This window comes from Micromonospora sp. NPDC005291 (assembly GCF_040607415.1).
In the GTDB taxonomy this organism is placed as follows: domain Bacteria; phylum Actinomycetota; class Actinomycetes; order Mycobacteriales; family Micromonosporaceae; genus Micromonospora.
Genome location: NZ_JBEXGR010000007.1, coordinates 112,426 through 133,005, shown reverse-complemented (window position 1 = coordinate 133,005; position 20,580 = coordinate 112,426). Strand labels below are relative to the sequence as shown.

Below are 20,580 nucleotides of genomic sequence, written 5' to 3'. Positions count from 1 at the left end.
CGCCGTTTGCCCGGCCGCACGACGGGAAGCCATCCGGCGACCGTGGCCCTGGGGAGGGACGATGCCGGTATTCGTGAAGAAGCTGTTGACCTGGGGCAGTGTCGCGTTCCTGATCTACTTCATGGCCTTCCGGCCGGACGGCGCGGCGCAGATGTTCAAGGCGATCGGTGCCGCGCTGATCGCAATGTTCCAGGGCTTCGGTGATTTCCTCACCACCCTGATGACCTGAGCCGCAAGCCGCCAGCCGTCAGGGGTGACCGGGCGGCCAGGGCGCCCCCGGCCGCAGGCCGGGCCAGCCGGGCGGGGCGTAGCCCACCGGAGGCGGAGCAGAGGCCAGCACCACCGGGATCGGCACCACCGGCTCGTCCGGCGCCGCGACCGGACGCTGGGTCCCGTCCGGGAAGCGCAGGTGGTAGCGGCTGCCGTCCCAGACCCCGACCGGGGCCTGCGGGTCCCGACCCACGAAGAACGACCGGTACGCGCTGATCGCGTCCAGCAGCTCACGCTCCTCGCGGGCGGTCCGCTCCTGATCGGCGGGTTTGCGGTCCAGGCCGCGCAGTGTCCCGTCGCGCAGCAGGGCCAGCCGGGTGGCGGCGAACTGGTAGCCGCGCATCGCCCGCACCCCGGCGTCCCCAGCCACCCGCCGGGCCCAACTGCGGGCCGCGTGTCGCCTGCCGAGGCTGCTCAGGGCGGCCACCTCGGGCGGGCTCAGCCAGCCGGCGCGTACGTAGTCCGGCAATGTCCGCTCCGTGAGCCGCCCCTCCCAGGCGCGCAGCCACACCGCGAGCCCCACCATGCCGAAGAAGACCGGCACCATCAGGCCCAGGAAGCCGTACAACATGATCACTGTCTCGCCGGTGGCCTGGGTCAGCGTGGGCAGCAGGTTCCACGTGCCGTGCAGCATCATCGCCAGCAGCAGGCCGCCGATCGGGGCGAGCAGCCGGACCCGCCGGTCGGCCGTCCGGGCCGCGATGCCCAGCCCCACACCGGTCATCGAGGTGAAAAGCGGATGGGCGAACCCGAACAGCAGGATCCGTACGATGAAGATCGCGATGACCTGCTGCGTGCCGGTCGCCGGGCCATACCGGTCCGCGCCGGTCGCATAGCCGTAACCGCCCAGGTAGAGGATGTTCTCCACCATGGCGAAGCCGACCGCCGAGAGCCCGCAGTAGACCAGGCCGTCGGTGATCCCGGACCACTCACGGCGGCGGAACACCAGCAGCAGGATCGGGCCCAGGGCCTTGGTCAGCTCCTCGATGAACGGCGCGACCAGCACCCCGGTGAGTGCGGACGGCAGGCCCCAGTCGGCGAAGCGGTTGGCGGCGAATTCGTTCACCGTGAGCGAGGCGGCGGTGGAGACGAACGCACCCCAGGCGAAACAGAAGATCAGATACTTCAGCGGTTCCGGTTCGTACCGGTCCAGCCAGAGGAAGCAGGCGACCAGCACCGGCACCGGCAGGATGGCGGCGACCACCCCGATCAGCAGGGCCTGCACGCCGAGCGACTGGCCGAGCGTGAAGACCATGAACACCGCGCAGGCGGCGATGAACAGCACCACCCCGGCCAGCACCAGGAACCGCCGCCAGCCCAGTCGGCGTAGCGGCATCCGGGGCGCCTCGCCGACGGACGGGGCTGCGGGTGCGGGCGACGACGGCAGCGGTGAACCGGGCGGGGTGTCGGCCATGCGGTCAGCGTAGCCATCCATTGCCGGCTGGTCCGCTCGCATCCACAGCCGCTATGCTGCTGGCTGGTCACGAGCGCCAGCATCAAGCCCCGGCTTGCTGGCCGGCAACCCTCGTCGAGTTCGCGGTGGGGTGCCCCGGGTGATGACCGGGCCCAGCCCGATCGGTGCGCTGGGCAAGCGCGGACCCCGTCCCGACTGTGCACCCGGGGTCCCTGACCCCGGAGGTTCCGGCGTGTCCGTCACCCTCGTTCCCTCGCTGCCCACCCGCTTCGACACCGCGCCCGCAGCGGCCCCGTCGCGGCCGCTCGACGTCCTCGGCGTACCGGGCGAGATCAACCTGGACTACGCGGCGAGCGCGCCGTGCGCGCGGGCCGCCGCCGACGCGGTGGCGGAGCTGCTGCCCTGGTACGCCAGTGTGCACCGTGGCGCGGGAGCGCTGTCCCGGCGCTGCACCCTGGAATACGAGCAGGCCCGGCAGACGGTCGGCGACTTCTTCGGCGCCCGCGCCGACGATCACGTGATCTTCACCCGCAACACCACTGACGCGCTCAACCTGCTGGCCCGGGCGCTGCCGGCCGGCACGACCGTGGTCACCAACGCCTCCGAGCATCACGCGAACCTGCTGCCCTGGCCGCGCGGCTCCGTCCGGCTCCCGGTGCCCACCGGCCCGGACGGGGCGGTACGCGACCTCGCCGCCGCCCTCACCGAGCTGCGCCGGGGCAGCAGCCCGGCGCTGCCGGTGCTGGTCGCGGTGACCGGTGCGAGCAACGTGACCGGTGAGCGGTGGCCGGTCGCCGAGCTGGCCCGGGTGGCCCACCGGCATGGGGCCCGGATCGTGCTCGACGCCGCGCAACTCGCCCCGCACGCCCCGGTCGACCTGCTCACGCTCGACGTCGACTACCTGGCCGTGTCCGGCCACAAGCTGTACGCGCCGTTCGGTGCGGGGGTGCTGATCGGCCGCGCGGACTGGCTGGACGCCGCCCCGCCCTACCTGGCCGGTGGCGGCGCCACCAGCCACGTGGGGTCAGCCACGCACGACGTGACCTGGGCGACCGGCCCGGCGCGGCACGAGGGCGGCACCCCGAACCTGCTCGGCGCGGTGGCACTGGCCGCGGTGTGCGCGGCGCTCGACGAGGCGGACCGGGCCGCGCTGGCCGCCCACGAGCAGGCGCTGCTGACCCGGCTGCGGACCGGCATCGCCGCCCTGCCGCACGTGGTGGAGTTGCGCACGTTCGGCCCGGACGCGCCCCGCGTCGGCATCGTCTCGTTCGTGGTCGCCGGGTGGGATTCCGCCGACGTGGCCACGCGGCTGGCCGCCGAGCACCGGATCGGCGTACGCGACGGGCTGTTCTGCGCCCACCCGCTGGCACGGCGCCTGCTCGCCGAGGCGGCGGGGCGAACCGGCCGGCAGGACCTGCCGCCCACCGCGCTGCGCGCCAGCATCGGCCTGGGCAGCACGGCCGCTCAGGTGGACCGGCTGCTCGCCGCGCTCGCTGCCTTGGGCTGAGGGCGGGCGGCGCGCCGCAGAACCGGTCAGCCGACCGGTGGGGCGGTGGGCGGCTTCGGCGGCTCGCCCGGCTCGGCCGGTTCACCGACCGGCCGCTCCTGCTCCCCGAAGGCGGTGCGGATCCACCGGTTCGCCTCCTCCTGCTCGATCCCGGAGGCCACCAGCAGGTCGCTCGCGGTGGTCCGGATCTGGGCGACCACCACGCTGCCCGAGAAGCCGACCCCGGCGCCATACGCCCGGCCGGCTTCGCTGACCGCCCGCAGGGACCGCTCCCTGGACTTCTCCGGCTCCTCACCGGCGGCGAACTCGTGCTTGAGCAGCCGGACCGACTCGGCGAGGTGGCCGATGGCGTCCGGCATCGGATCGGGCACCGGCTCCTCGTCCTCGATCTGCGTCACGGCCCGGCGGATCAGCGTGCCGGTGTTGCGCATCGCCCGGTCGATCGGGTCGGCCGCCTCCGCATAGTGGGTCAACTCGTCGCGCCGATGCCAGCGGGCCGGGGAGAGTGTTGAGGTCTCCTTCGCCCCCTCGATCGCCTCGGCCAACGTGGCCAGCTCCTCCTTGTTGTTGCGCAACCGTTCGAGCGCCTGCTGGATGCTGGCCCGGTCCCGGTTGCGCAGCCCATCGGCGGTGGCGTCGAGCTGGGTGGCGAGCAGGTCCAGCGCCGGACGGGCGGCCCGGTTGATCACCCGGAGCGGGTTCAGTGGCAGCAGCACCGCCGTGACCAGCAGCGCGATTCCACCGCCGAGGAACGCGTCGACGAAGCGCGGGATCTCCAGATCCTTGGTGGAGGGGCTCAACGTCACGATCAGCACCGCCGTGGCCGCCGCCTGGATGACGATGGCCACGCTGGCCCCGGCGAAGATGGTGAGCAGGATCGCCACCGTCACCACCAGGCCGAGCTGCCACGCCCCGGTGCCGAGCAGGTAGATCAGGAAATCGCCGATGGCCACCCCGATCGCCACCCCGACGATCAGCTCCACGGTCCGGCGGAACCGCTGCCCGACCGACGCGGCCAGGGTGCCGACCGCCGAGATCGGCGCGAAGACCGGCTGCGGGTTGCCGAGCAACCGGTACGAGACGAAGTACGCCAGCCCGGCCGCCAGCCCGGCCTGCACGGCCAGCCCGCCGGCCATCCGCACCCGGTGCAGCCGGTCGTGCAGGGTGGCCCGGCCGCGATGCCGCAGTTCCTCGGTGGCCTCGGCGATCCGTGCCCCGTCGATGTCCACCAGCCCTTGGCGCAGCGCGGTACGTCGCACCACTGGAGGTCGGTTGTCCCGGGCCACGGCCATGGGCGCGACTACCCGTGGGAGGCGTGATGATTCCTCCCGCACCACGCACCCCGGCGTGATGCGGCAGACTCGGGCGGTGGCTGATCTGCTGGATCGATGGCGGGCGGCGGCCCGGGGCGCAGGTGCGAGGCCGGACGCGGAGTCGACCCGGGCCGGGGAGCAGCTGCTCGCCCGGTGGCGGGAGCCGCACCGGCACTACCACACGGTGGCCCACCTGACCGCGGTCCTCGACGTGGTGGACCAGCACGCCGGGCTGACCGACCGGGTCGACGTGGTCCGGCTGGCGGCCTGGTGCCACGACGCGGTCTACGACCCGCGGGCCGCCGGCGACGCCAACGAACAGGACAGCGCCGCGCTGGCCGAAAGCGTGCTCGCCGGGCTCGGAGTGCCGGCATCCGCGGTGGCCGAGGTGCGCCGGCTGGTGCTGCTCACGGCCGGGCACGCGGTGGCACCGGGCGACCGGAACGGTGCCCTGCTCTGCGATGCGGACCTCGCCGTGCTGGCCGCGCCGCCTGCCACGTACGACCGTTACGCGGCGGCCATCCGGCGGGAGTACGCCCATGTGCCCGAGCCCGCCTTCCGGGCCGGTCGGGCTGCGGTGTTGACCAGCCTGCTGGCGCTGCCCGCGCTGTTCCAGCTGCCGCCGCTGGTCAGTCGGTGGGAGGAGCCCGCCCGGGACAACGTGCGCCGCGAGCTGGCCACGCTCATGGGGCCGTCGGCTGACGCGGGCTGACCAGGTGCTTCGGGCGACGCAGCCCGGCGGCGCGGAGCAACCGGACCAGCTCCCGGCTCGGCACCACCTGGGCACCCAGCCACACCGCCGCCGCGAACCGGTCGGCCGGGATGTCGTAGTGGTCCCGGTCGAAGCCGCGCCGGGGAGCGCCGAGTGCCTCAGCGAAGGCGTGCAGCTCGGCGTACGAGACGTCGCTGATCAGGTGCGACCAGAGCCGACCACGCCACGGCCAGGCAGGCCGGTCCAGATAGAGCATGGCGCCCAAGCTATCCCGCGCAGTGGATCATGTTGATGATCGGCCGTCGGCGACCTAGCCTCGGCTGCATGGCCCCCACCACTCTCCTCGACGACCTGCGCGCCGCGCTCGGTGACGACGCCGTGCTCACCGACCCGGACCTGCTGCGCATGCACCAGCGGGACGAGGCCGACCTCTGCGCCGCCGGAACGCCGCTGGTGGTGACCCGCCCGCGCAACACCGAGCAGGTGGTCGCGGTGGTCCGGGCGGCGGCGCGGCACGGCGTACCGGTGGTGCCGCAGGGCGCGCGGACCGGGTTGGCCGGCGCGGCGAACGCAGTGGACGGCGCGGTGGTCCTCAGCACCGTCGCGATGGACGAGATCCGGGAGATCGACCCGGTGAGCCGGATCGCGGTGGTCCAACCGGGGGTGGTCAACGCGGCACTGGCCGGCGCGGTGGCCAGGCAGGGGCTCTGGTACCCGCCCGACCCCGGATCCTGGGAGTCGTCCACGATCGGCGGCAACGTGGCCACCAACGCGGGCGGCATGTGCTGTGTGAAGTACGGCGTGACCACCGAGTACGTGCTCGGCCTGGAGGTGGTGCTCGCCTCCGGTGAGGTGCTGCGCACCGGCCGGCGTACGGCCAAGGGGGTGGCCGGTTACGACCTGACCCGACTCTTCGTCGGCTCGGAGGGCACCCTCGGGGTGATCACCGAGGTGACGGTGGCGTTGCGGCCCGCACCGGCCGACTCGCTGACCCTGGTGGCGGTCTTCCCGTCCACCGCGGCAGCCGGCGCGGCGGTGGCCGCGATCGCGGCCCGTGGGCTCACCCCCAGCCTGCTGGAGTTGCTGGACCAGACCCACCTGCGGGCGATCGAGGCGTACCAGCCGATGGGGCTGCGGACCGACGCGCAGGCCCTGCTGCTGGCCGCCGCGGACACCGGCACCCGGGCGGCGGACGACCTGGCCGCCCTGGCCGAGGTGTGCGAGGCCGCTGGCGCCGACGAGGTCTACGCGGCCACCGACGCGGTGGAGGCGGCGGCACTGCTACAGGCCCGGCGGCTGGCGCATCCGGCGATGGAGAAGTTCGCGGCCGAGGCCTACCCGGGCGGTAACGGCGGTCTGGTCATCGACGACGTGGCGGTCCCGCGCGGCTCGCTCGCGGCCCTGCTGGACGGGGTGGCCCGGATCGCGGCGGAGTGCGAGGTGCCGATCGGCGTGGTGGGGCACGCCGGGGACGGCAACATGCACCCGAACATCGTGGTCGACCGGGCCGACCCGGCGAGCGTGGAGCGGGGTCGGCGGGCGTTCGACGAGATCATGCGCCTCGGCCTGGACCTGGGCGGCACCTGCACCGGGGAGCATGGGGTGGGGCTGCTCAAGCGGGACTGGCTGGCCCGGGAGATCGGGCCGGTGGGCGTCCGGGTGCACCAGGCGATCAAGTCGGCGCTGGACCCGGCCGGTCTGCTCAACCCCGGCAAGGTGCTCTGACCCGCGCACCCTGCTGTGACCCGCGCACCGGCGCGGCGGGTCAGCCGTTGACTTCGGCCGGGGTCGCCTGGGTGAGCAGCAGCAGGATCTCCCCGGCGACCGCCGTGCGCTCCTCGCCCGGGCAGTCCTGCGAGGTGATCAGCCCGGTGGAGGTGAGCAGGCTGGACGTCAGCGCGTCGATGCAGGTCGTCCGGTACTTCCGGGCCTGATCGGTCTCGGTGGCCAGCACCGGGTTGGCGAGCAGCACCTGGAGCCGTTCGGCCAGCTCGGGGGCGAGCGTGCCCCGGGAGGTGACCCCGTCACCGGCGCAGTCGAGGCACTGCCACGCGCCGTCCCGCTCGACGCTCAGGGTGCGCAACGGGCCGTCGGCGCCGAGCCGCTGAAGCAGGCTGACCTGGCCGGCGGCGACCGTGGTGGGGATCTCCAGCTGTGGTCCGCCACCCGCCGCGCCAGCGGACGGTTGCGCCGCCGGCGTGCCCGCCGCGTCCCGGTCGAGCAGCGAACACCCGGTCAGGACACCGACGAGCGCGGCGGCAAGAAGAGGTGCGAGCAGACGAGGACGCGGGCGGGAAAGCACGCGCGGAAACCTACCCCACCGTAGGTAACACCGAAACCACCATCCGGGTTGGTATCGATAGTTACCCCTCGGTAACGTTACAATTCGTCACCGAGTGGACGGACGCAGCTCAGCCTGATCGTCGTCGCCACCCCGATCGGCCGCGTAACCCCGGACATCCGGAGCGCCGAGCCGGGCCGCGTCCGCCGCGGCGTCGTCCGGCATCAGCTGGGACTGCCGCTCCGCCTCCACCCGGACGCGGTAGTGCTCGACCTCGCGCGCCCGGGTGGCCGCGTCCCAACCGAGCACCGCGCCCATCAGCTCGGCGGTGTGCTCCGCCGACTCCAGCCCTCGATGGCTGGTCTCGAACGAGATCCGGGTCCGGCGGGTCAGCACGTCCTCCAGGTGCAGCGCACCCTCGGCCCGCGTCGCGTAGGCGACCTCCGCCGCCAAATACTCCGGGGCACCGGCCAACGGGGAGCCGAGCAACGGATCGGCATTGATCAGCCCCAGCAGGTCCAGGGTGAGGGTGCCGTACCGCTCCAGCAGGTGCTCCACCACGCCCACCGGCACGCCATGCCGGCGGGCCAGGTCGGCCCGGTCCCGCCACATCGCCGGGAACCCGTCGGCACCGAGCAGCGGCAGGTCGGCGGTACGCGACGAGCGGGCGCCGCCGAGCCGGCGGGCCGCGCGGTCGACCACGTCGGAAGCCATCACCCGGTACGTCGTGTACTTGCCTCCGGCAACCAGCAACAGCCCAAGCATCGGCTCGAACACGGCGTGCTCACGGGAGAGCTTCGAGGTGGAGTCGGCCTCGCCGGCCAGCAACGGCCGCAGCCCCGCGTACACGCCCTCGATGTCGGCGGTGGTCAACGGCCGGTCCAGCACGGTGTTGACCTGCTGCAACAGGTAGTCGATGTCGCGGGCCGAGGCCGCCGGGTGGGACCTGTCCAGCCGCCAGTCGGTGTCCGTCGTGCCGATGATCCAGTGCCCGCCCCACGGGATGACGAAGAGCACCGAACGCGCCGTACGCAGGATGAGCCCCGTCTCGCCGGTGATCGCCGAGCGGGGCACCACGAGGTGCACCCCCTTCGAGGCGCGCACCCGGACGCCGGGGCGCAGGCCCACGTCGTTGAGCATCCGGGACATGTCGTCGCTCCACACCCCGGTGGCGGCGATGACGGTGCGGGCCTGCACCTCGAACTCCGCGTCCGGTGAGCCGGCCGGCGCCTCCAGGTCGCGAACCCGTACGCCGGTCACCTCCCGCGCCTGCCGGATCAGCCCGACGGCGCGGGCGCTGCTCACCACCGTGGCGCCGAGGCTGGCCGCGGTGCGGGCCAGGGTGACCACCAGCCGAGCGTCGTCGACCTGCCCGTCGTAGTAGCGGATCGCCCCGGCCAGCGCGTCGGCCCGCAGGCTCGGGAAGATCCGCCGCGCCCCCTCCCGGGTGAGGTGCCGGTGCAGCGGCATGCCCCGGCCGCCACCGAAGAGACCGGCGAAGGCGTCGTAGGCGGCCACACCGGCGCCGTAGTACGAGCGGCGGAAGATCCGGGCGGGCACGTCCCGCAGGCCCCGCCCAGCCGGCAGCGGCACCAGGAACGGCACCGGCCGTACCAGGTGCGGCGCGAGCCTGGTCGCCAGCAGACCCCGCTCGGTCAGCGCTTCGTGGACCAGGTGGAACTCCAACTGTTCCAGGTAGCGCAGCCCACCGTGGATGAGCTTGCTGGATCGGCTGGAGGTGCCCGCGGCGAGGTCGCGCGCCTCGACCAGGGCCACCTTCAGGCCCCGGGATGCCGCGTCCAGGGCGGCTCCGGCACCGGTCACTCCACCACCGATGACGAGCACGTCGAAGCGCTCGGCGCGCAGTCGGCGCAGGTCGGACGCACGGCGGACGGGCGAGAGCTGACCGGCGACGGATCGGGAGATATTGGGGTCACGCACCCGTCCACCGTAACCGTCGCGCCAACGTGTCGACATTCGCCGCCCGCCCCGTACTGTGCGAGTCATGCAGGTCGGGCCTCCGTCACCCGTTGGTCAAACGCCGCCCCACCCGCTGCCGCCGGGCCGGGCCAGCCCGTGGCCGGTGGTCGCTGCCGTGCTGGTCGGCGGCTGGACGGTTGCGGTCACCGTGGCCACCCAGGCCGGTGGCTGGGTCACCGACCAGGTGCTGCTGGGCTTCGGACGGGACCGCGTCGGCTGGCTCTGGCCGGCGCTGGCCCTGGCCACCGTCGTGTTGGTGGGCACACCCGCCCTGCTGCTGGCCGTACTGCCCCGGTCGGCCACGGTCCGGGCCAGCGGGCGGGTCTGGCTCGTCGGTGCGCTGGCACTCGGGGTGCTCACGCTGCTGCGGGTGGTGCCGCCGGCGCACCACGAGGTGTACCTCGCCGGGCTGGCCGGCGCGGCGGTGCTCACCGCGCTCGCCGTGCGGTGGTCGACGCGCCGATGGGCGTACCCCGGAGCGGCCGGCTTTGTCGTCGGCGCGGCACCCACCGGGAACGGCGACGCCGCGCGGCCCGAGGCCGCCGGAAGCCCGGAGCCGGTTGGAAGCCAGCGGGGGTTGCGTCGGCCCGGCCCGGTGCCGCTGCTCGCGGTCGCCGCCGGGTTGGCGCTGCTCCTGCCGTGGGCCTGGCTGGGTGCGCTCGGCGGGCTCCTGGAGACCGCGCTCGCACTCCTGGCGGCCGCCGCGCTCGGGGTGCTGGCCGCGACGCTGCTGAACGCCACCTTCTGGTCCCGGTTCACGGTCGGCAGGCCGCCTCGGCCTGCTCGGCTGGTGCTGGTCGGAGGCCTGGTCTCCGGGCTGGCGCTGCTGCTGCTCGCGGCCGGCACCGGTCAGTCCGGCGCGCAGTTGCCCGCGCTCCTGACCCTGCCGCCAGTGGGTTTCGCGCTGGCCGCGCTGTGGGCCGCGACGTGGCGGCCCGGCGCCGACCCGGCCGACGCCACACGCGCTGGTCGAGCGGCGACGGGCTGGCTCGTGGGCCTGGCCGCACTCGGCCCGTTGGCCTTCACCGACCCCGAAGAGATCAGCCTGCTGCTGGTCGGCACCCGGGACGTGCCGTTCTGGGTGGCAGCCGCCGCCGGTGCCGGGCTCGCCGTCGCCGTCCTGGTCGCCATCGGGTACGGAGTGCTGCTCGCCCGGCCGGCGGCACGCACCCCGAGCCGTCGGGCCGCAGCGGTGGCAGCCGTGGTGCTGCTGGCGGCGTTCGGCGTGGTCGACCTCGGCCCCGGCCAGCCCGGCCTGTACGGCGAGCGGCTGCTCGTGGTGCTGCGCGCACAGGCCGACCTGACCGGTCTACCGGCGGGCGCACCGGGTCGGGCCGGGCGGGACGCTCGCGCGGGGGAGGTCTACCGGCGGCTGGTGACGACCGCCGAGCAGAGCCAGGCCGACCTGCTCCGGGGGCTGACCCGGCTGCGGCTCGACCCGGTGCCGTTCTATCTGGTGAACGCGGTCGAGGTGGACGGCGGCCCGGCGGTACGGGCCTGGCTCGCCCGCCGACCCGAGGTGGCCCGGGTGCTGGTGAGCCAGCGCCTGCGGCCACTACCCGCCCCGGCCGGGGAGAGCCGGGGCACCGCGCCCGCGCCCACCGGCCCGGAGTGGAACATCCGCCAGATCGGCGCCGACCGGGTGTGGTCCCAGCTCGGGGTGACCGGCACGGGCATCGTGGTGGGCAGCTCGGATTCCGGGGTGGACGGCACCCATCCGGCGCTGCGAGCCGGGTTCCGTGGCGGGGACGACTCCTGGTACGACCCGTGGGACGGCACCCGGAGCCCGACCGACCAGGGCGGGCATGGCACCCACACGGTGGGCAGCGCGGTCGGTCGGGGCGGCATCGGGGTCGCACCGGACGCGCAGTGGGTGGGCTGCGTCAACCTGGACCGCAACCTGGGCAGTCCCGCGTACTACCTGGATTGTCTCCAGTTCATGCTGGCGCCCTTCCCGGCCGGCGGCGACCCGTTCACCGACGGCCGTCCGGAGCGGGCCCCACAGGTGCTGACCAACTCGTGGGGCTGCCCGCCCATCGAAGGTTGTGACCCGCAGGCACTGCGACCGGCCACGGCCGCACTGGACGCCGCCGGAATCTTCGTGGTCGCCGCCGCCGGCAACACAGGCCCGTGGTGCGCGTCGATCGACGACCCGCCCGCGCCGTACGCGGACGTGCTGACCGTGGGCGCGGTGGACGCGCAGCGCCGGGTCGCCGAGTTCTCCTCGCGCGGACCGGTTCCGGGCGGCACGGGTAAGCCGGACGTACTGGCACCGGGTGTGGGTGTGGTGTCTGCCATGCCGGGCGGCACGTACGCCGCGCTGGACGGCACCTCGATGGCGACCCCGCAGGTGGCCGGGGTGGTCGCGCTGATGTGGTCGGCGAACCCGGCGCTGGTCGGCGACGTGACCCGGACCCGGCAGATCCTGCGGGACACCGCCACGGCGGCGACACCGACCTACCGCTCCGGCAACCCGGCCGACGACTGTGGCAATCCGTCGAACATCACCGGCGCCGGCGAGGTCGACGCCTTCGCCGCCGTCCAAGCCGCCCAGCGCTAGGAAGGATTTCCACCTGGAAACGTTGGGCGGGAGCGCCGACCGGCAGGCGCTGATCTAGGGTCGGCCACCATGGACGCCGAGATCACCGTCACCGAGCTGACCTCCGACCTGGTCCCCACCGTGGTGCGGCTCTGCGAGCAGGCTCTCGACCTGCCCGAGGACGCAGCCGAGGCGGCTCCGATCGTGGACGTGCTCTGGCCCCGGGCCGCCGCCGCCGACCGGCTGGTGGTAGGGCTGGGCGCGTACCGGGGTGTGGATCTGGTCGGGGTACTCCTCTGCTCGGTGTCGTCGACCGAGGCGGGCGTCGGGCACGTGGACCTGGTCGCGGTGCTCCCGGATCAGCGCCGCCGGGGCGTCGGCCGGGCGCTCCTTCAGCGGGCCGAGCGGGTGCTCGCCGAGCGCGGGGTGACCGAGGTGCTGTTGGCCGGCAACCCGCCGTACTACGCGTGGCCGGGCATCGACGTCCGCTACACGGCAGCGGTGTGCGCTGCCCTCGCGCTGGGCTACCAGCAGGACCGGACCGCCTGGAACATGACGGCCGACCTGTCGTACGACGGGTCGCCGGCGCTGCGGCCCACCGAGGCGGCGGAACGGCGGCTGGCCGATCAGGGCGTCACCGTACGCCGTGCGGAGCCGGCGGACCTGCCGGCGCTGGCCGCGTTCGCCCGGTCCACCTTCGGTGGCACGTGGGACGGCGAGTTGGCCGGGTCGGTGGGTCGTGCCGGCGCCGGTTGTCACCTGGCGGAGCGGGGTGGCGAGGTGCTGGGCTTCGCCGCGTACGGGTCATCCCGGCCGAGTTGGTTCGGGCCGATGGGCACCGCGCCGGCTGCCGAGGGGTCGGGCATTGGTGGGGTGCTGCTGCGGCGCTGCCTACAAGACCAGCAGGCGGCAGGGCTGGACCGGGCGCAGATCGGCTGGGTGGGGCCGGTGCCGTTCTACTCGGGCAGCGCGGGTGCCCGGATCGAGCGGGTCTTCTTCCTGTACCGGCGGGCAGTCCATGCAGAATAAGGGGCGAATAGGATATAGGCCCTGATAGCGCCATTCACCCGCATCGGCCATCGACGCCCCCTACCGTTTCGGTAGAGGAGGCAGCCATGACCACGGATGACGACAAGACCGAGGACGGCCCGCCGATCACCTGGAAACCGGTCGGCGAACTCCCCGGCCAACTGCCATTCGACCGGCTCGACTACGGCGACGCCGAGCAACTGGCCGAGATGACCACCGACGGCGAGTCGGCGATGGTCGAGGAGCCGCAGGAGATGGTGGACGCGCCGATCCAACTGCTTCCGCCGTACGACCGGGCGCAGAAGCGGCGCAACCAGCGCCCACTACCGACCTGACGACGAACGGGGCGGACCGCGTCAGCGGCCCGCCCCGTTCTGTGTCGGATCTGGACTCAGAAGTCCATGTCCCCGCCACCCGGGCCAGCCGGGGCAGCCGGGTTCTTCTCCGGCTTGTCCGCGACAACGGCTTCGGTGGTGAGGAAGAGCGCCGCGATGGAAGCGGCGTTCTGCAGCGCCGAGCGCGTCACCTTGGCCGGGTCGATGATGCCCGCGGCCAGCAGGTCAACGTACTCGCCGTTGGCGGCGTTGAGGCCGTGACCCGCTTCGAGGTTACGGACCTTCTCCACCACGACGCCGCCCTCAAGGCCGGCGTTGACGGCGATCTGCCGCAGCGGGGCGTCCAGCGCGACCTTGACGATGTTCGCACCGGTCGCCTCGTCGCCGACCAGGTCGAGCTTGTCGAAGGCGGTCTTGCCGGCCTGCACCAGCGCGACGCCACCACCCGGGACGATGCCCTCTTCGACGGCCGCCTTCGCGTTGCGAACGGCGTCCTCGATGCGGTGCTTGCGCTCCTTGAGCTCGACCTCGGTGGCCGCGCCGACCTTGATGACCGCAACGCCGCCGGCCAGCTTGGCCAGCCGCTCCTGCAGCTTCTCCCGGTCGTAGTCGGAGTCGCTCTTGTCGATCTCGGCCCGGATCTGGTTGACCCGGCCCTGGATCTGCTCGGCGTCACCGGCACCGTCGACGATGGTGGTCTCGTCCTTGGTCACCACGACCTTGCGGGCGCGGCCCAGCATGTCGAGGCTGGCGGCGTCGAGCTTGAGGCCGACCTCCTCGCTGATGACCTGGCCACCGGCGAGGATGGCGATGTCGGTCAGCATGGCCTTGCGGCGGTCACCGAAGCCCGGCGCCTTGACGGCGACCGACTTGAAGGTGCCACGGACCTTGTTGACCACCAGGGTGGCGAGAGCCTCGCCCTCCAGGTCCTCGGCGATGATCAGCAGCGGCTTGCCCGACTGCATGACCTTCTCCAGGATCGGGAGCAGGTCCTTCACCGACGAGATCTTGCTGTTGGCGATCAGGATGTACGGGTCGTCGAAGACGGCCTCCATACGCTCCGGGTCGGTCATGAAGTAGGCCGAGATGTAGCCCTTGTCGAAGCGCATACCCTCGGTGAGCTCCAGCTCCAGCCCGAAGGTGTTGCTCTCCTCGACGGTGATGACGCCTTCCTTGCCGACCTTGTCCATCGCCTCGGCGATGATCTCGCCGACGGTGCTGTCGCCAGCGGAGATGGAGGCGGTGGAGGCGATCTGCTCCTTGGTCTCGACGTCCTTGGCGAGCTTGGACAGCTCCTCCGAGACGCTCGCCACGGCAGCCTCGATGCCCCGCTTCAGGGCCATCGGGTTGGCGCCAGCGGCCACGTTACGCAGGCCCTCGCGAACCAGGGCCTGGGCCAGGACGGTCGCCGTCGTCGTGCCGTCACCGGCAACGTCGTCGGTCTTCTTGGCGACCTCCTTGACCAGCTCAGCGCCGATCTTCTCGTACGGGTCCTCGAGCTCGATCTCCTTGGCGATGCTCACACCATCGTTGGTGATGGTGGGGGCACCCCACTTCTTCTCGAGCACGACGTTGCGGCCCTTCGGGCCGAGGGTCACCTTTACGGCGTCGGCGAGCTGGTTCATGCCCCGCTCGAGGCCGCGGCGAGCCTCTTCGTCGAAAGCGATCATCTTGGCCATACGGTGTTGTCCTCCTGGACACTCACGGGCCACCCGAGATGTTGCCCCGGATGGGCCGCCTGGTGTGCGCACCTTGGGACGTCGCCACCTGGCGACGACGACGTCCTTCGGCCGGGCCGGATAGCCCGCGACGACCGGCCATGTGCTGCCCCGGTGTCTCCACACCGGCACAACCTGGCCCCACCGTCCCGACCGTTGGCACTCACGGTATGCGAGTGCCAATGACTTGTTTAGCACTCTCCCCTGCCGAGTGCAAGCACGATGGGGCCGCTCAGCCGAGTTCCGCGGCCAGTGCGGCAGCGTTCACCGGCCCCTCATGGGCCCGCTGCTCGGTGTACGTGATCAGCAGGCCGACCAACTGGACGAGGTGGGCCGGCAGGGCCAGCACCGCGGTGACCCCGATCACGGCCACCGCACCGACCGCGGCGCCCGGCGACGCCAACGGGTCCGGACCGAACGCGACGGTGCCCACCGACTCCAGGAAACCGGGAATCAGGCTGCCGACGATCACCACCCCGCCCACCAGCGCCACCCGGCCGAGCAACAGCCCGAGCCGGTCGTGGAACATCCGGAACGACCGGCCGATCGGGTTCTGCCGTTCGAAGAGGTAGACCGGGCCGGCCATGCTCAGCGCGAACGCCAGGTAGATGCCCGGCAGTACGCAGAAACAGACACCTATACCGACGAGCACGCTGATCAGCAGGGTCCAACCCCACAGGCCGAGCGCCCGACGCACGCCGTACCGCAGCGCCGCGTCGATGCTGGCCGGCCTGCCGGCCGCCTGCTGGGTGATCAGCCAACTACCGGCGGCCCATCCCACCGCCTGCACCAGCCCAATGAGCAGGCTGCCGCCGATCAGCGCCACGAGAAGCGTTGCCAGGTCGGCGGCGAAGTTGTCCGGCAGCCCGCCCGCCGGGTCCAACTCGGCCTGCGTCTCCCAGCCGGCCGACGGGTCCACGCCCAGCGAGATGATCGAGAGGACCGCCGCCGGCAGCACCTGGGTGAGCAGCAGGATCGGCACCAACTGCCGCCAACCTCGACGCAGCGCCCCGTTGAACCGGTTGAGCCAGCCGTAGATACCGGCACCGGGCGGAGTGACCAGGGCATCGTTGGGGTCGAGGCCATGACCCGGCGGGTACCAACCGGCCGGCGGCCCCGGATACCACGGCTGCCCGCCGTAGGGACCCACCCCGGGCGGGTAGCCGCCGGTGGGCGGGAACACCCAGCCAGGGGGCGGCGGACCCCAACCTCCCTGCGCGGGATCCCAGCCGGGCGGCGGACCGCCGGGGCCGGCTTGACCCCACCCCTGGGTCGGGCCGGGCTGCGGCTCAGAGGCGGGCGGCATGCCCGGTGCCGCGCCAGAACTGCCGGCGGGCGAGGCCGGGTCGAACGGGCCCGGCTCCCCCGGCCCGGGGGGTGGGGTGGGCGGGGGTGGCTGGTCGGTCATGAACGCTCCTCAGCATTGGCTGGAACGGTTCACGATCTTCCCGGGTGCGCGCCCGCGCCGCAGCCCCGACGCGCGGGGCCGATCGGGGAAGGAACTCAGGCGATGACGCGTACGTGCTCCGCCTGCGGGCCCTTCTGGCCCTGGGCGATCTCGAACTCCACCCGCTGGCCGTCGTCCAGCGCCTTGTAGCCGTCCATCTCGATCGCGGAGAAGTGAACGAACACGTCCTGACCGCCGTCGACGGCGATGAAGCCGTAGCCCTTTTCGGCGTTGAACCACTTCACGCTGCCCTGTGCCACGGTGCACTTCCCTCACTCTGCGCGGCGTTGCCTGCCCGGCGCACGGCGCGGCCGGGCGCCCTCGGACCCGCCTCAGCGATCGATGACGGCCGCTGAAAGAGGTGACCGAAATCGCACGCTACACGAGGAAGGGAAGGAGGCGGTGCCGCGAGGCGGCGGAGATCGGGCACAGCTCGGAAACGGCGTCCAGCCCCTGTGGTAGGCATGCGCACATGACCGCTACCGGCTCAACCGTTGTTCGCCAGGCGGAGATCCGTCGGGTTCGGCCGGACGACGCCGCCCGGATGCGAGCACTGCGCCTGGAGATGCTCGCCGACGCACCGTTGGCCTTCCTGGAGACCCTGGCGGACGCGGCGGCCCGACCGCACACCGAGTTCGCCGCGCGGGTCGCGTACACCTCGGCCGGTTCCAGTAACGCGCAGTTCATCGCCGACCCGGGCGGCCGGCTGGTCGGGCACGCCGGTGGCACGGTCGCCCCGAACGAGCCCGGGCTGACCGTGATCTACGCCGTGTACGTCACGCCGACCTGGCGGGGCAGCGGGCTGCTCGGCGAGCTGATCGACGAGGTGGCCGCCTGGTCACGCGCCTGCGGCCGGCCGGAGCTGCTGCTGGAGGTGGTGGTCGGCAACGACCGCGCCTACCGGGCGTACCAGCGGCTGGGCTTCATCGACACCGGCGTACGCGTCCCACACCCCACGATCCCAGCCCTGAACGAGCTACAAATGCGCCGACAGACCTGAAGAACCATCCCAGGGCAGACCCACTGTGCCCCAAAAGCCGGATGCGCCCCGACCAGCGTGCCCACAAAGGGTTTCCGGGACAGCCCGACCCGCGCAGGGATCAAGCCTGACCGCCGGAGCAGGTCGGGCTGCCCCGGAAACCCCCAACCGCAACCAAATCAGACCGGACGCCGAGACTGCACAATCCGGAACCGGTTAGCCACGTACGCCCCGTCGGTCAACGCCGAGTTGGCCGCCGCGTTGGCCCCACTCCCGTGGAAGTCGGAGAAAGCCGCCGACTGGTTGACGAAAACCCCGCCGGTCAGGTTGCAGGACAGGTGCACCCCGACCTCGACCGCCACCGCCTCGGTCGCGTCCAGCACCGACTCGTCACTGGAGTAGACCGCAGCGGTGAGCGCGCCCTTCTCGCCGACCGTCCGACGCAGCAGCTCCAGGCTGTGCGCGGTGGAGTCGGTGGCGATGGCGAACGAGATCGGCCCGAACCACTCCCGGCCGTACGTCTCCGCGTCGTCCGCGCCCAACTTCACGATCGTCGGGGTACGCACCACCGCGTCGGCGTACGACGGGTGGGCCACGGCCCGCGACTCCAGCACCGGCTCGCCGACCTTGGTCACCTCGGCCAGCCGCTCCAACACCCCGTCGTTGACGATCGCGCCGGTCAGCTCCACGCCTCGGGCGGGGTCTGCGGTGATCTTGCCGACGGCCGCGGCGATCCCGCCGGCCACCTCGTCGAAGCTCTTGTGCCCCTGGTCGGTCTCGATTCCACCGGCCGGGATGAGGATGTTCTGCGAGGTGGTGCACATCTGACCGCTGTAGAGGGTCAGCGTGAAGCCGAGGTTGCGGCACATGCCCGCGAAGTCGTCGGTGGAGTCGATGACGACCGTGTTCAGACCGGCCTTCTCGGTGTAGACCGACGCCTGCCGGGCGTGCGTCTCCAGCCAGTCGCCGTACTCGGTGGAACCGGTGAAGTCGACGATCTTCACGGACCGGTGCAGGGCGAGGTCACTGGCGAGCTTCTCACCGGGCGCCTCGGCCGCCAGCATGATGAGGTTCGGGTCGAAGCCGGCCTCGGCGAGCACCTCCCGGGCGTACTTCACGGTGATGGCCAGCGGCAGCACCGCGCGCGGGTGCGGCTTGACGATCACCGGGTTGCCGGTGACCAGCGAGGCGAACAGCCCGGGGTACGAGTTCCAGGTCGGGAAGGTGTTGCACCCGATGACCAGCGCCACCCCACGCGGCACCACGTGGAACGTCTTGGTCATCCGTAGCGGGTCGCCCTTGCCGGCGGCCTTCTCCCAGCCCGCCGTGCCCGGGTGCCGGGTCATCTCGGCGTACGCGTACGCCAGCGCTTCCAGCGCCCGGTCCAACGCGTGCGCGCCGCCGGCCTGGAAGGCCATCACGAACGCCTGCCCACTGGTGAACTGCACCGCGTTGGCCAACTCGAAGATGTGCTTGTGCAGCCGGTCGAGGATCTCCAGGCAGACGCCCACCCGGGCCTGCGGGCCGGCGTCGCGCCACGCCGGCAGGGCGGCCGAAGCAGCGCTGACCAGCTCGTCGGTGCCGGCGTGCGGGTAACGCACGGCCAACTCCACCCCGAACGGGCTCGTCTCGGTGGCGACCCGAACGCCGGTGCCCGGCTGGTCGAGCGGGAAGTCGCCACCGAGGTACGCCTCGAAGGCAGCCTTACCGTCGGCGGCGGCGGTCTCGCCGTACACCCGGGGGCTGGGGGACTCGGGATAGGCGGACCAGTAGCCCCGCTCCGTGATCGCGGTCAGCGCACGGATGAGGGTGTCGGCGTGCCTGTCGTACAGGGGCTGCGTGGTCTCCGTCATGCCCGCCATCATGCCTGAGTGCCGGCCGCGAGCAGTAGCGCCGATTCCCTTCAGAGGGTGAGCTGCCAGTTGTTCCAGGCATCCACCGGGCGGAAGCCGAGCTGCTCGTTGATCGCCACCATGTAGCTGTTGCCGGCCGCGTTGAAGGTGTCGATGACGCGGACCGCCGGCTCGTGGGTCAGCAGGTGGTGCAGATTCTCCGCCTTGGCGATGAGACCGAGCCGGTGCCCACGGTGGGCCGGGTCGACGATGGTGATCTGCTGGAAGGCGTGCCAGTCGAAGGAGGCGCTCACGTCCAGCACGGTCCAGGCGACCAGCCGCCCGGACGCGTCGTGGCGCATCCCGAGGTGGTAGCGCCGCCGACCCTGGGCGTCCAGGGCGCGCTCGGTGCCACGGATGCGCTCGGCGTCCACCTGCTCCGGGTCCCACTGCACGTCACCCATGGGCGCGTCCATGAGCAGCCGGCCGTCCAGGTAGGCGATGTCCGCCACGTACTCCTGCGGGGTGGAGCCCTGCCAGCAGACCGACTGATAGCCCTCGGCTCGCGGCCGGGCCTCGGCCAGCGCCGCGCGCAGGGCGACCCGGTCGATCGCGCCGACGTCGAGGCGGCGACGCACCTCGGGCAGCGCCGACTGGGCGCCGGTGGTGGCGGCGAACGCGTCTCCCGCCGCTGATCGCGCCGGCCCGTCCGGCAGCGCGGAGACGGTCATCGCGACGACCCGCTTGCGGCCGTGCTCGCGGAGCAGGCGTACCCCGTACTCGTGCAGTGCGCGACCGACGCCACGGCGCCGCAGCTCGGGATGCACCGTCAGCCCGGCGGTGGCGTTGTCGGTGTTGTCGAGCTGCGGCAGGTCCAGCTGGAGGTAGCCGGCCGGCGCGCCGTCCAGCCGGACCAGCGCCCACAGCGACTCGGTGCCGGGCATCGGCGTGTGGAACAGCGCGTCGAAGCGGCGTCGGCAGAACGGTCGGAAGCCCGGCAGGTCAACCTCGGTGGCCGCCGCGCCGATCCGGTACGCCTCGTCGACCGAAGCCCGGTCGGCGCCGTCGAACGACGCGATCGTGATGCTCATGCCGCTGAGCGTGCGCCCTGGAAAAGCGATCAGGCCAGCGAATATTCGCTGGCCTGATCGAACGTGGTCGGGAGGGACACTCGCACAACGCCTCCGGCGTTGGGTCGCAAGAACTTCAAAAGTCTTCGGCGAA

The 20,580-nt window shown here is 72.5% G+C and carries 18 protein-coding genes and 1 riboswitch; of the genes, 8 read left to right on the top strand and 10 right to left on the bottom strand.

Going from position 1 to position 20,580, the window contains the following annotated elements; all coding sequences use genetic code 11:
• Positions 1-61: 61 nt before the first annotated feature.
• The gene (locus ABZT18_RS12895) at positions 62-229 is read left to right on the top strand and encodes a hypothetical protein (protein ID WP_167454707.1); all 168 of its coding nucleotides are present in this window, start codon (positions 62-64) and stop codon (positions 227-229) included.
• 18 nt (positions 230-247) lie between these two features.
• Here the strand turns inward: ABZT18_RS12895 and ABZT18_RS12890 are convergent, their stop codons facing one another.
• Positions 248-1,726, bottom strand: a complete 1,479-nt coding sequence (locus ABZT18_RS12890) for a PrsW family intramembrane metalloprotease (RefSeq protein ID WP_355251385.1) — start codon at positions 1,724-1,726, stop codon at positions 248-250.
• A gap of 23 nt (positions 1,727-1,749) precedes the next feature.
• A riboswitch (SAM riboswitch) is annotated at positions 1,750-1,870 on the top strand.
• 70 nt (positions 1,871-1,940) lie between these two features.
• Here ABZT18_RS12890 and ABZT18_RS12885 point away from each other — a divergent pair.
• Positions 1,941-3,191 (top strand): aminotransferase class V-fold PLP-dependent enzyme, encoded by a 1,251-nt coding sequence (locus ABZT18_RS12885; protein ID WP_355251422.1) that lies wholly within the window; start codon positions 1,941-1,943, stop codon positions 3,189-3,191.
• A 26-nt stretch (positions 3,192-3,217) separates the two neighbouring features.
• On the opposite strand, the gene ABZT18_RS12880 is transcribed toward ABZT18_RS12885, so the two are convergent.
• Positions 3,218-4,420: an FUSC family protein gene (locus ABZT18_RS12880; RefSeq protein ID WP_354994688.1), complete on the bottom strand. Its 1,203-nt coding sequence runs from the start codon at positions 4,418-4,420 to the stop codon at positions 3,218-3,220.
• A gap of 139 nt (positions 4,421-4,559) precedes the next feature.
• Between ABZT18_RS12880 and ABZT18_RS12875 the strand changes: the two genes are divergently transcribed.
• A complete protein-coding gene (locus ABZT18_RS12875; RefSeq protein ID WP_354994468.1) occupies positions 4,560-5,216 on the top strand; it encodes a metal-dependent phosphohydrolase in 657 nt (218 codons plus the stop codon).
• On the opposite strand, the gene ABZT18_RS12870 is transcribed toward ABZT18_RS12875, so the two are convergent.
• The gene (locus ABZT18_RS12870) at positions 5,188-5,472 is read right to left on the bottom strand and encodes a DUF4031 domain-containing protein (RefSeq protein WP_354994469.1); all 285 of its coding nucleotides are present in this window, start codon (positions 5,470-5,472) and stop codon (positions 5,188-5,190) included. The genes ABZT18_RS12875 and ABZT18_RS12870 overlap by 29 nt on opposite strands.
• 68 nt (positions 5,473-5,540) lie before the next feature.
• On the opposite strand from ABZT18_RS12870, the gene ABZT18_RS12865 reads away from it, so the two are divergent.
• Positions 5,541-6,941 (top strand): FAD-linked oxidase C-terminal domain-containing protein, encoded by a 1,401-nt coding sequence (locus ABZT18_RS12865; RefSeq protein ID WP_355251381.1) that lies wholly within the window; start codon positions 5,541-5,543, stop codon positions 6,939-6,941.
• 40 nt (positions 6,942-6,981) lie between these two features.
• Here the strand turns inward: ABZT18_RS12865 and ABZT18_RS12860 are convergent, their stop codons facing one another.
• Together ABZT18_RS12860 and ABZT18_RS12855 are read right to left on the bottom strand one after the other, a co-directional pair.
• Positions 6,982-7,518, bottom strand: a complete 537-nt coding sequence (locus ABZT18_RS12860; protein WP_355251378.1) for a hypothetical protein — start codon at positions 7,516-7,518, stop codon at positions 6,982-6,984.
• Between the two features lie 87 nt (positions 7,519-7,605).
• Positions 7,606-9,423: a glycerol-3-phosphate dehydrogenase/oxidase gene (locus tag ABZT18_RS12855; RefSeq protein ID WP_354994689.1), complete on the bottom strand. Its 1,818-nt coding sequence runs from the start codon at positions 9,421-9,423 to the stop codon at positions 7,606-7,608.
• Between the two features lie 79 nt (positions 9,424-9,502).
• Between ABZT18_RS12855 and ABZT18_RS12850 the strand changes: the two genes are divergently transcribed.
• The 3 genes from ABZT18_RS12850 (at position 9,503) to ABZT18_RS12840 (ending at position 13,380) form a co-directional block, all read left to right on the top strand.
• Positions 9,503-12,037, top strand: a complete 2,535-nt coding sequence (locus tag ABZT18_RS12850) for a S8 family serine peptidase (protein WP_355251375.1) — start codon at positions 9,503-9,505, stop codon at positions 12,035-12,037.
• 69 nt (positions 12,038-12,106) lie between these two features.
• Positions 12,107-13,045 (top strand): GNAT family N-acetyltransferase, encoded by a 939-nt coding sequence (locus tag ABZT18_RS12845; RefSeq protein WP_355251372.1) that lies wholly within the window; start codon positions 12,107-12,109, stop codon positions 13,043-13,045.
• Between the two features lie 86 nt (positions 13,046-13,131).
• On the top strand, positions 13,132-13,380 hold the full coding sequence (locus ABZT18_RS12840) for a hypothetical protein (protein ID WP_354994474.1): 249 nt from the start codon (positions 13,132-13,134) through the stop codon (positions 13,378-13,380).
• Positions 13,381-13,436: 56 nt separating this feature from the next.
• On the opposite strand, the gene groL is transcribed toward ABZT18_RS12840, so the two are convergent.
• From groL to ABZT18_RS12825, 3 genes are all read right to left on the bottom strand, one after another.
• Entirely contained in the window at positions 13,437-15,059 is a 1,623-nt protein-coding gene (gene groL, locus ABZT18_RS12835; protein ID WP_088950420.1) for a chaperonin GroEL, read from the bottom strand.
• 271 nt (positions 15,060-15,330) lie between these two features.
• Positions 15,331-16,506, bottom strand: coding sequence for a hypothetical protein (locus ABZT18_RS12830; RefSeq protein WP_355251369.1), 1,176 nt, complete (start codon positions 16,504-16,506; stop codon positions 15,331-15,333).
• A gap of 95 nt (positions 16,507-16,601) precedes the next feature.
• Positions 16,602-16,805 (bottom strand): cold-shock protein, encoded by a 204-nt coding sequence (locus tag ABZT18_RS12825; RefSeq protein WP_088950422.1) that lies wholly within the window; start codon positions 16,803-16,805, stop codon positions 16,602-16,604.
• Between the two features lie 212 nt (positions 16,806-17,017).
• On the opposite strand from ABZT18_RS12825, the gene ABZT18_RS12820 reads away from it, so the two are divergent.
• Positions 17,018-17,545 (top strand): GNAT family N-acetyltransferase, encoded by a 528-nt coding sequence (locus tag ABZT18_RS12820; RefSeq protein WP_355251366.1) that lies wholly within the window; start codon positions 17,018-17,020, stop codon positions 17,543-17,545.
• Positions 17,546-17,703: 158 nt separating this feature from the next.
• On the opposite strand, the gene paaN is transcribed toward ABZT18_RS12820, so the two are convergent.
• Both paaN and ABZT18_RS12810 read right to left on the bottom strand, forming a co-directional pair.
• Positions 17,704-19,377 (bottom strand): phenylacetic acid degradation protein PaaN, encoded by a 1,674-nt coding sequence (gene paaN / locus ABZT18_RS12815; protein ID WP_355251363.1) that lies wholly within the window; start codon positions 19,375-19,377, stop codon positions 17,704-17,706.
• 50 nt (positions 19,378-19,427) lie between these two features.
• A complete protein-coding gene (locus ABZT18_RS12810; protein ID WP_354994478.1) occupies positions 19,428-20,447 on the bottom strand; it encodes a GNAT family N-acetyltransferase in 1,020 nt (339 codons plus the stop codon).
• Positions 20,448-20,580: the final 133 nt, after the last annotated feature.

Bases quoted from the DNA above. Each gene is read 5' to 3' on its own strand.
- ABZT18_RS12895 (WP_167454707.1), top strand. From the start codon at position 62: ATGCCGGTATTCGTGAAGAAGCTGTTGACCTGGGGCAGTGTCGCGTTC.
- ABZT18_RS12890 (WP_355251385.1), bottom strand. From the start codon at position 1,726: ATGCGAGCGGACCAGCCGGCAATGGATGGCTACGCTGACCGCATGGCC.
- ABZT18_RS12870 (WP_354994469.1), bottom strand. From the start codon at position 5,472: ATGCTCTATCTGGACCGGCCTGCCTGGCCGTGGCGTGGTCGGCTCTGG.
- ABZT18_RS12865 (WP_355251381.1), top strand. From the start codon at position 5,541: ATGGCCCCCACCACTCTCCTCGACGACCTGCGCGCCGCGCTCGGTGAC.
- ABZT18_RS12850 (WP_355251375.1), top strand. From the start codon at position 9,503: ATGCAGGTCGGGCCTCCGTCACCCGTTGGTCAAACGCCGCCCCACCCG.
- ABZT18_RS12845 (WP_355251372.1), top strand. From the start codon at position 12,107: ATGGACGCCGAGATCACCGTCACCGAGCTGACCTCCGACCTGGTCCCC.
- ABZT18_RS12840 (WP_354994474.1), top strand. From the start codon at position 13,132: ATGACCACGGATGACGACAAGACCGAGGACGGCCCGCCGATCACCTGG.
- groL (WP_088950420.1), bottom strand. From the start codon at position 15,059: ATGGCCAAGATGATCGCTTTCGACGAAGAGGCTCGCCGCGGCCTCGAG.
- ABZT18_RS12830 (WP_355251369.1), bottom strand. From the start codon at position 16,506: ATGACCGACCAGCCACCCCCGCCCACCCCACCCCCCGGGCCGGGGGAG.
- ABZT18_RS12820 (WP_355251366.1), top strand. From the start codon at position 17,018: ATGACCGCTACCGGCTCAACCGTTGTTCGCCAGGCGGAGATCCGTCGG.
- paaN (WP_355251363.1), bottom strand. From the start codon at position 19,377: ATGACGGAGACCACGCAGCCCCTGTACGACAGGCACGCCGACACCCTC.
- ABZT18_RS12810 (WP_354994478.1), bottom strand. From the start codon at position 20,447: ATGAGCATCACGATCGCGTCGTTCGACGGCGCCGACCGGGCTTCGGTC.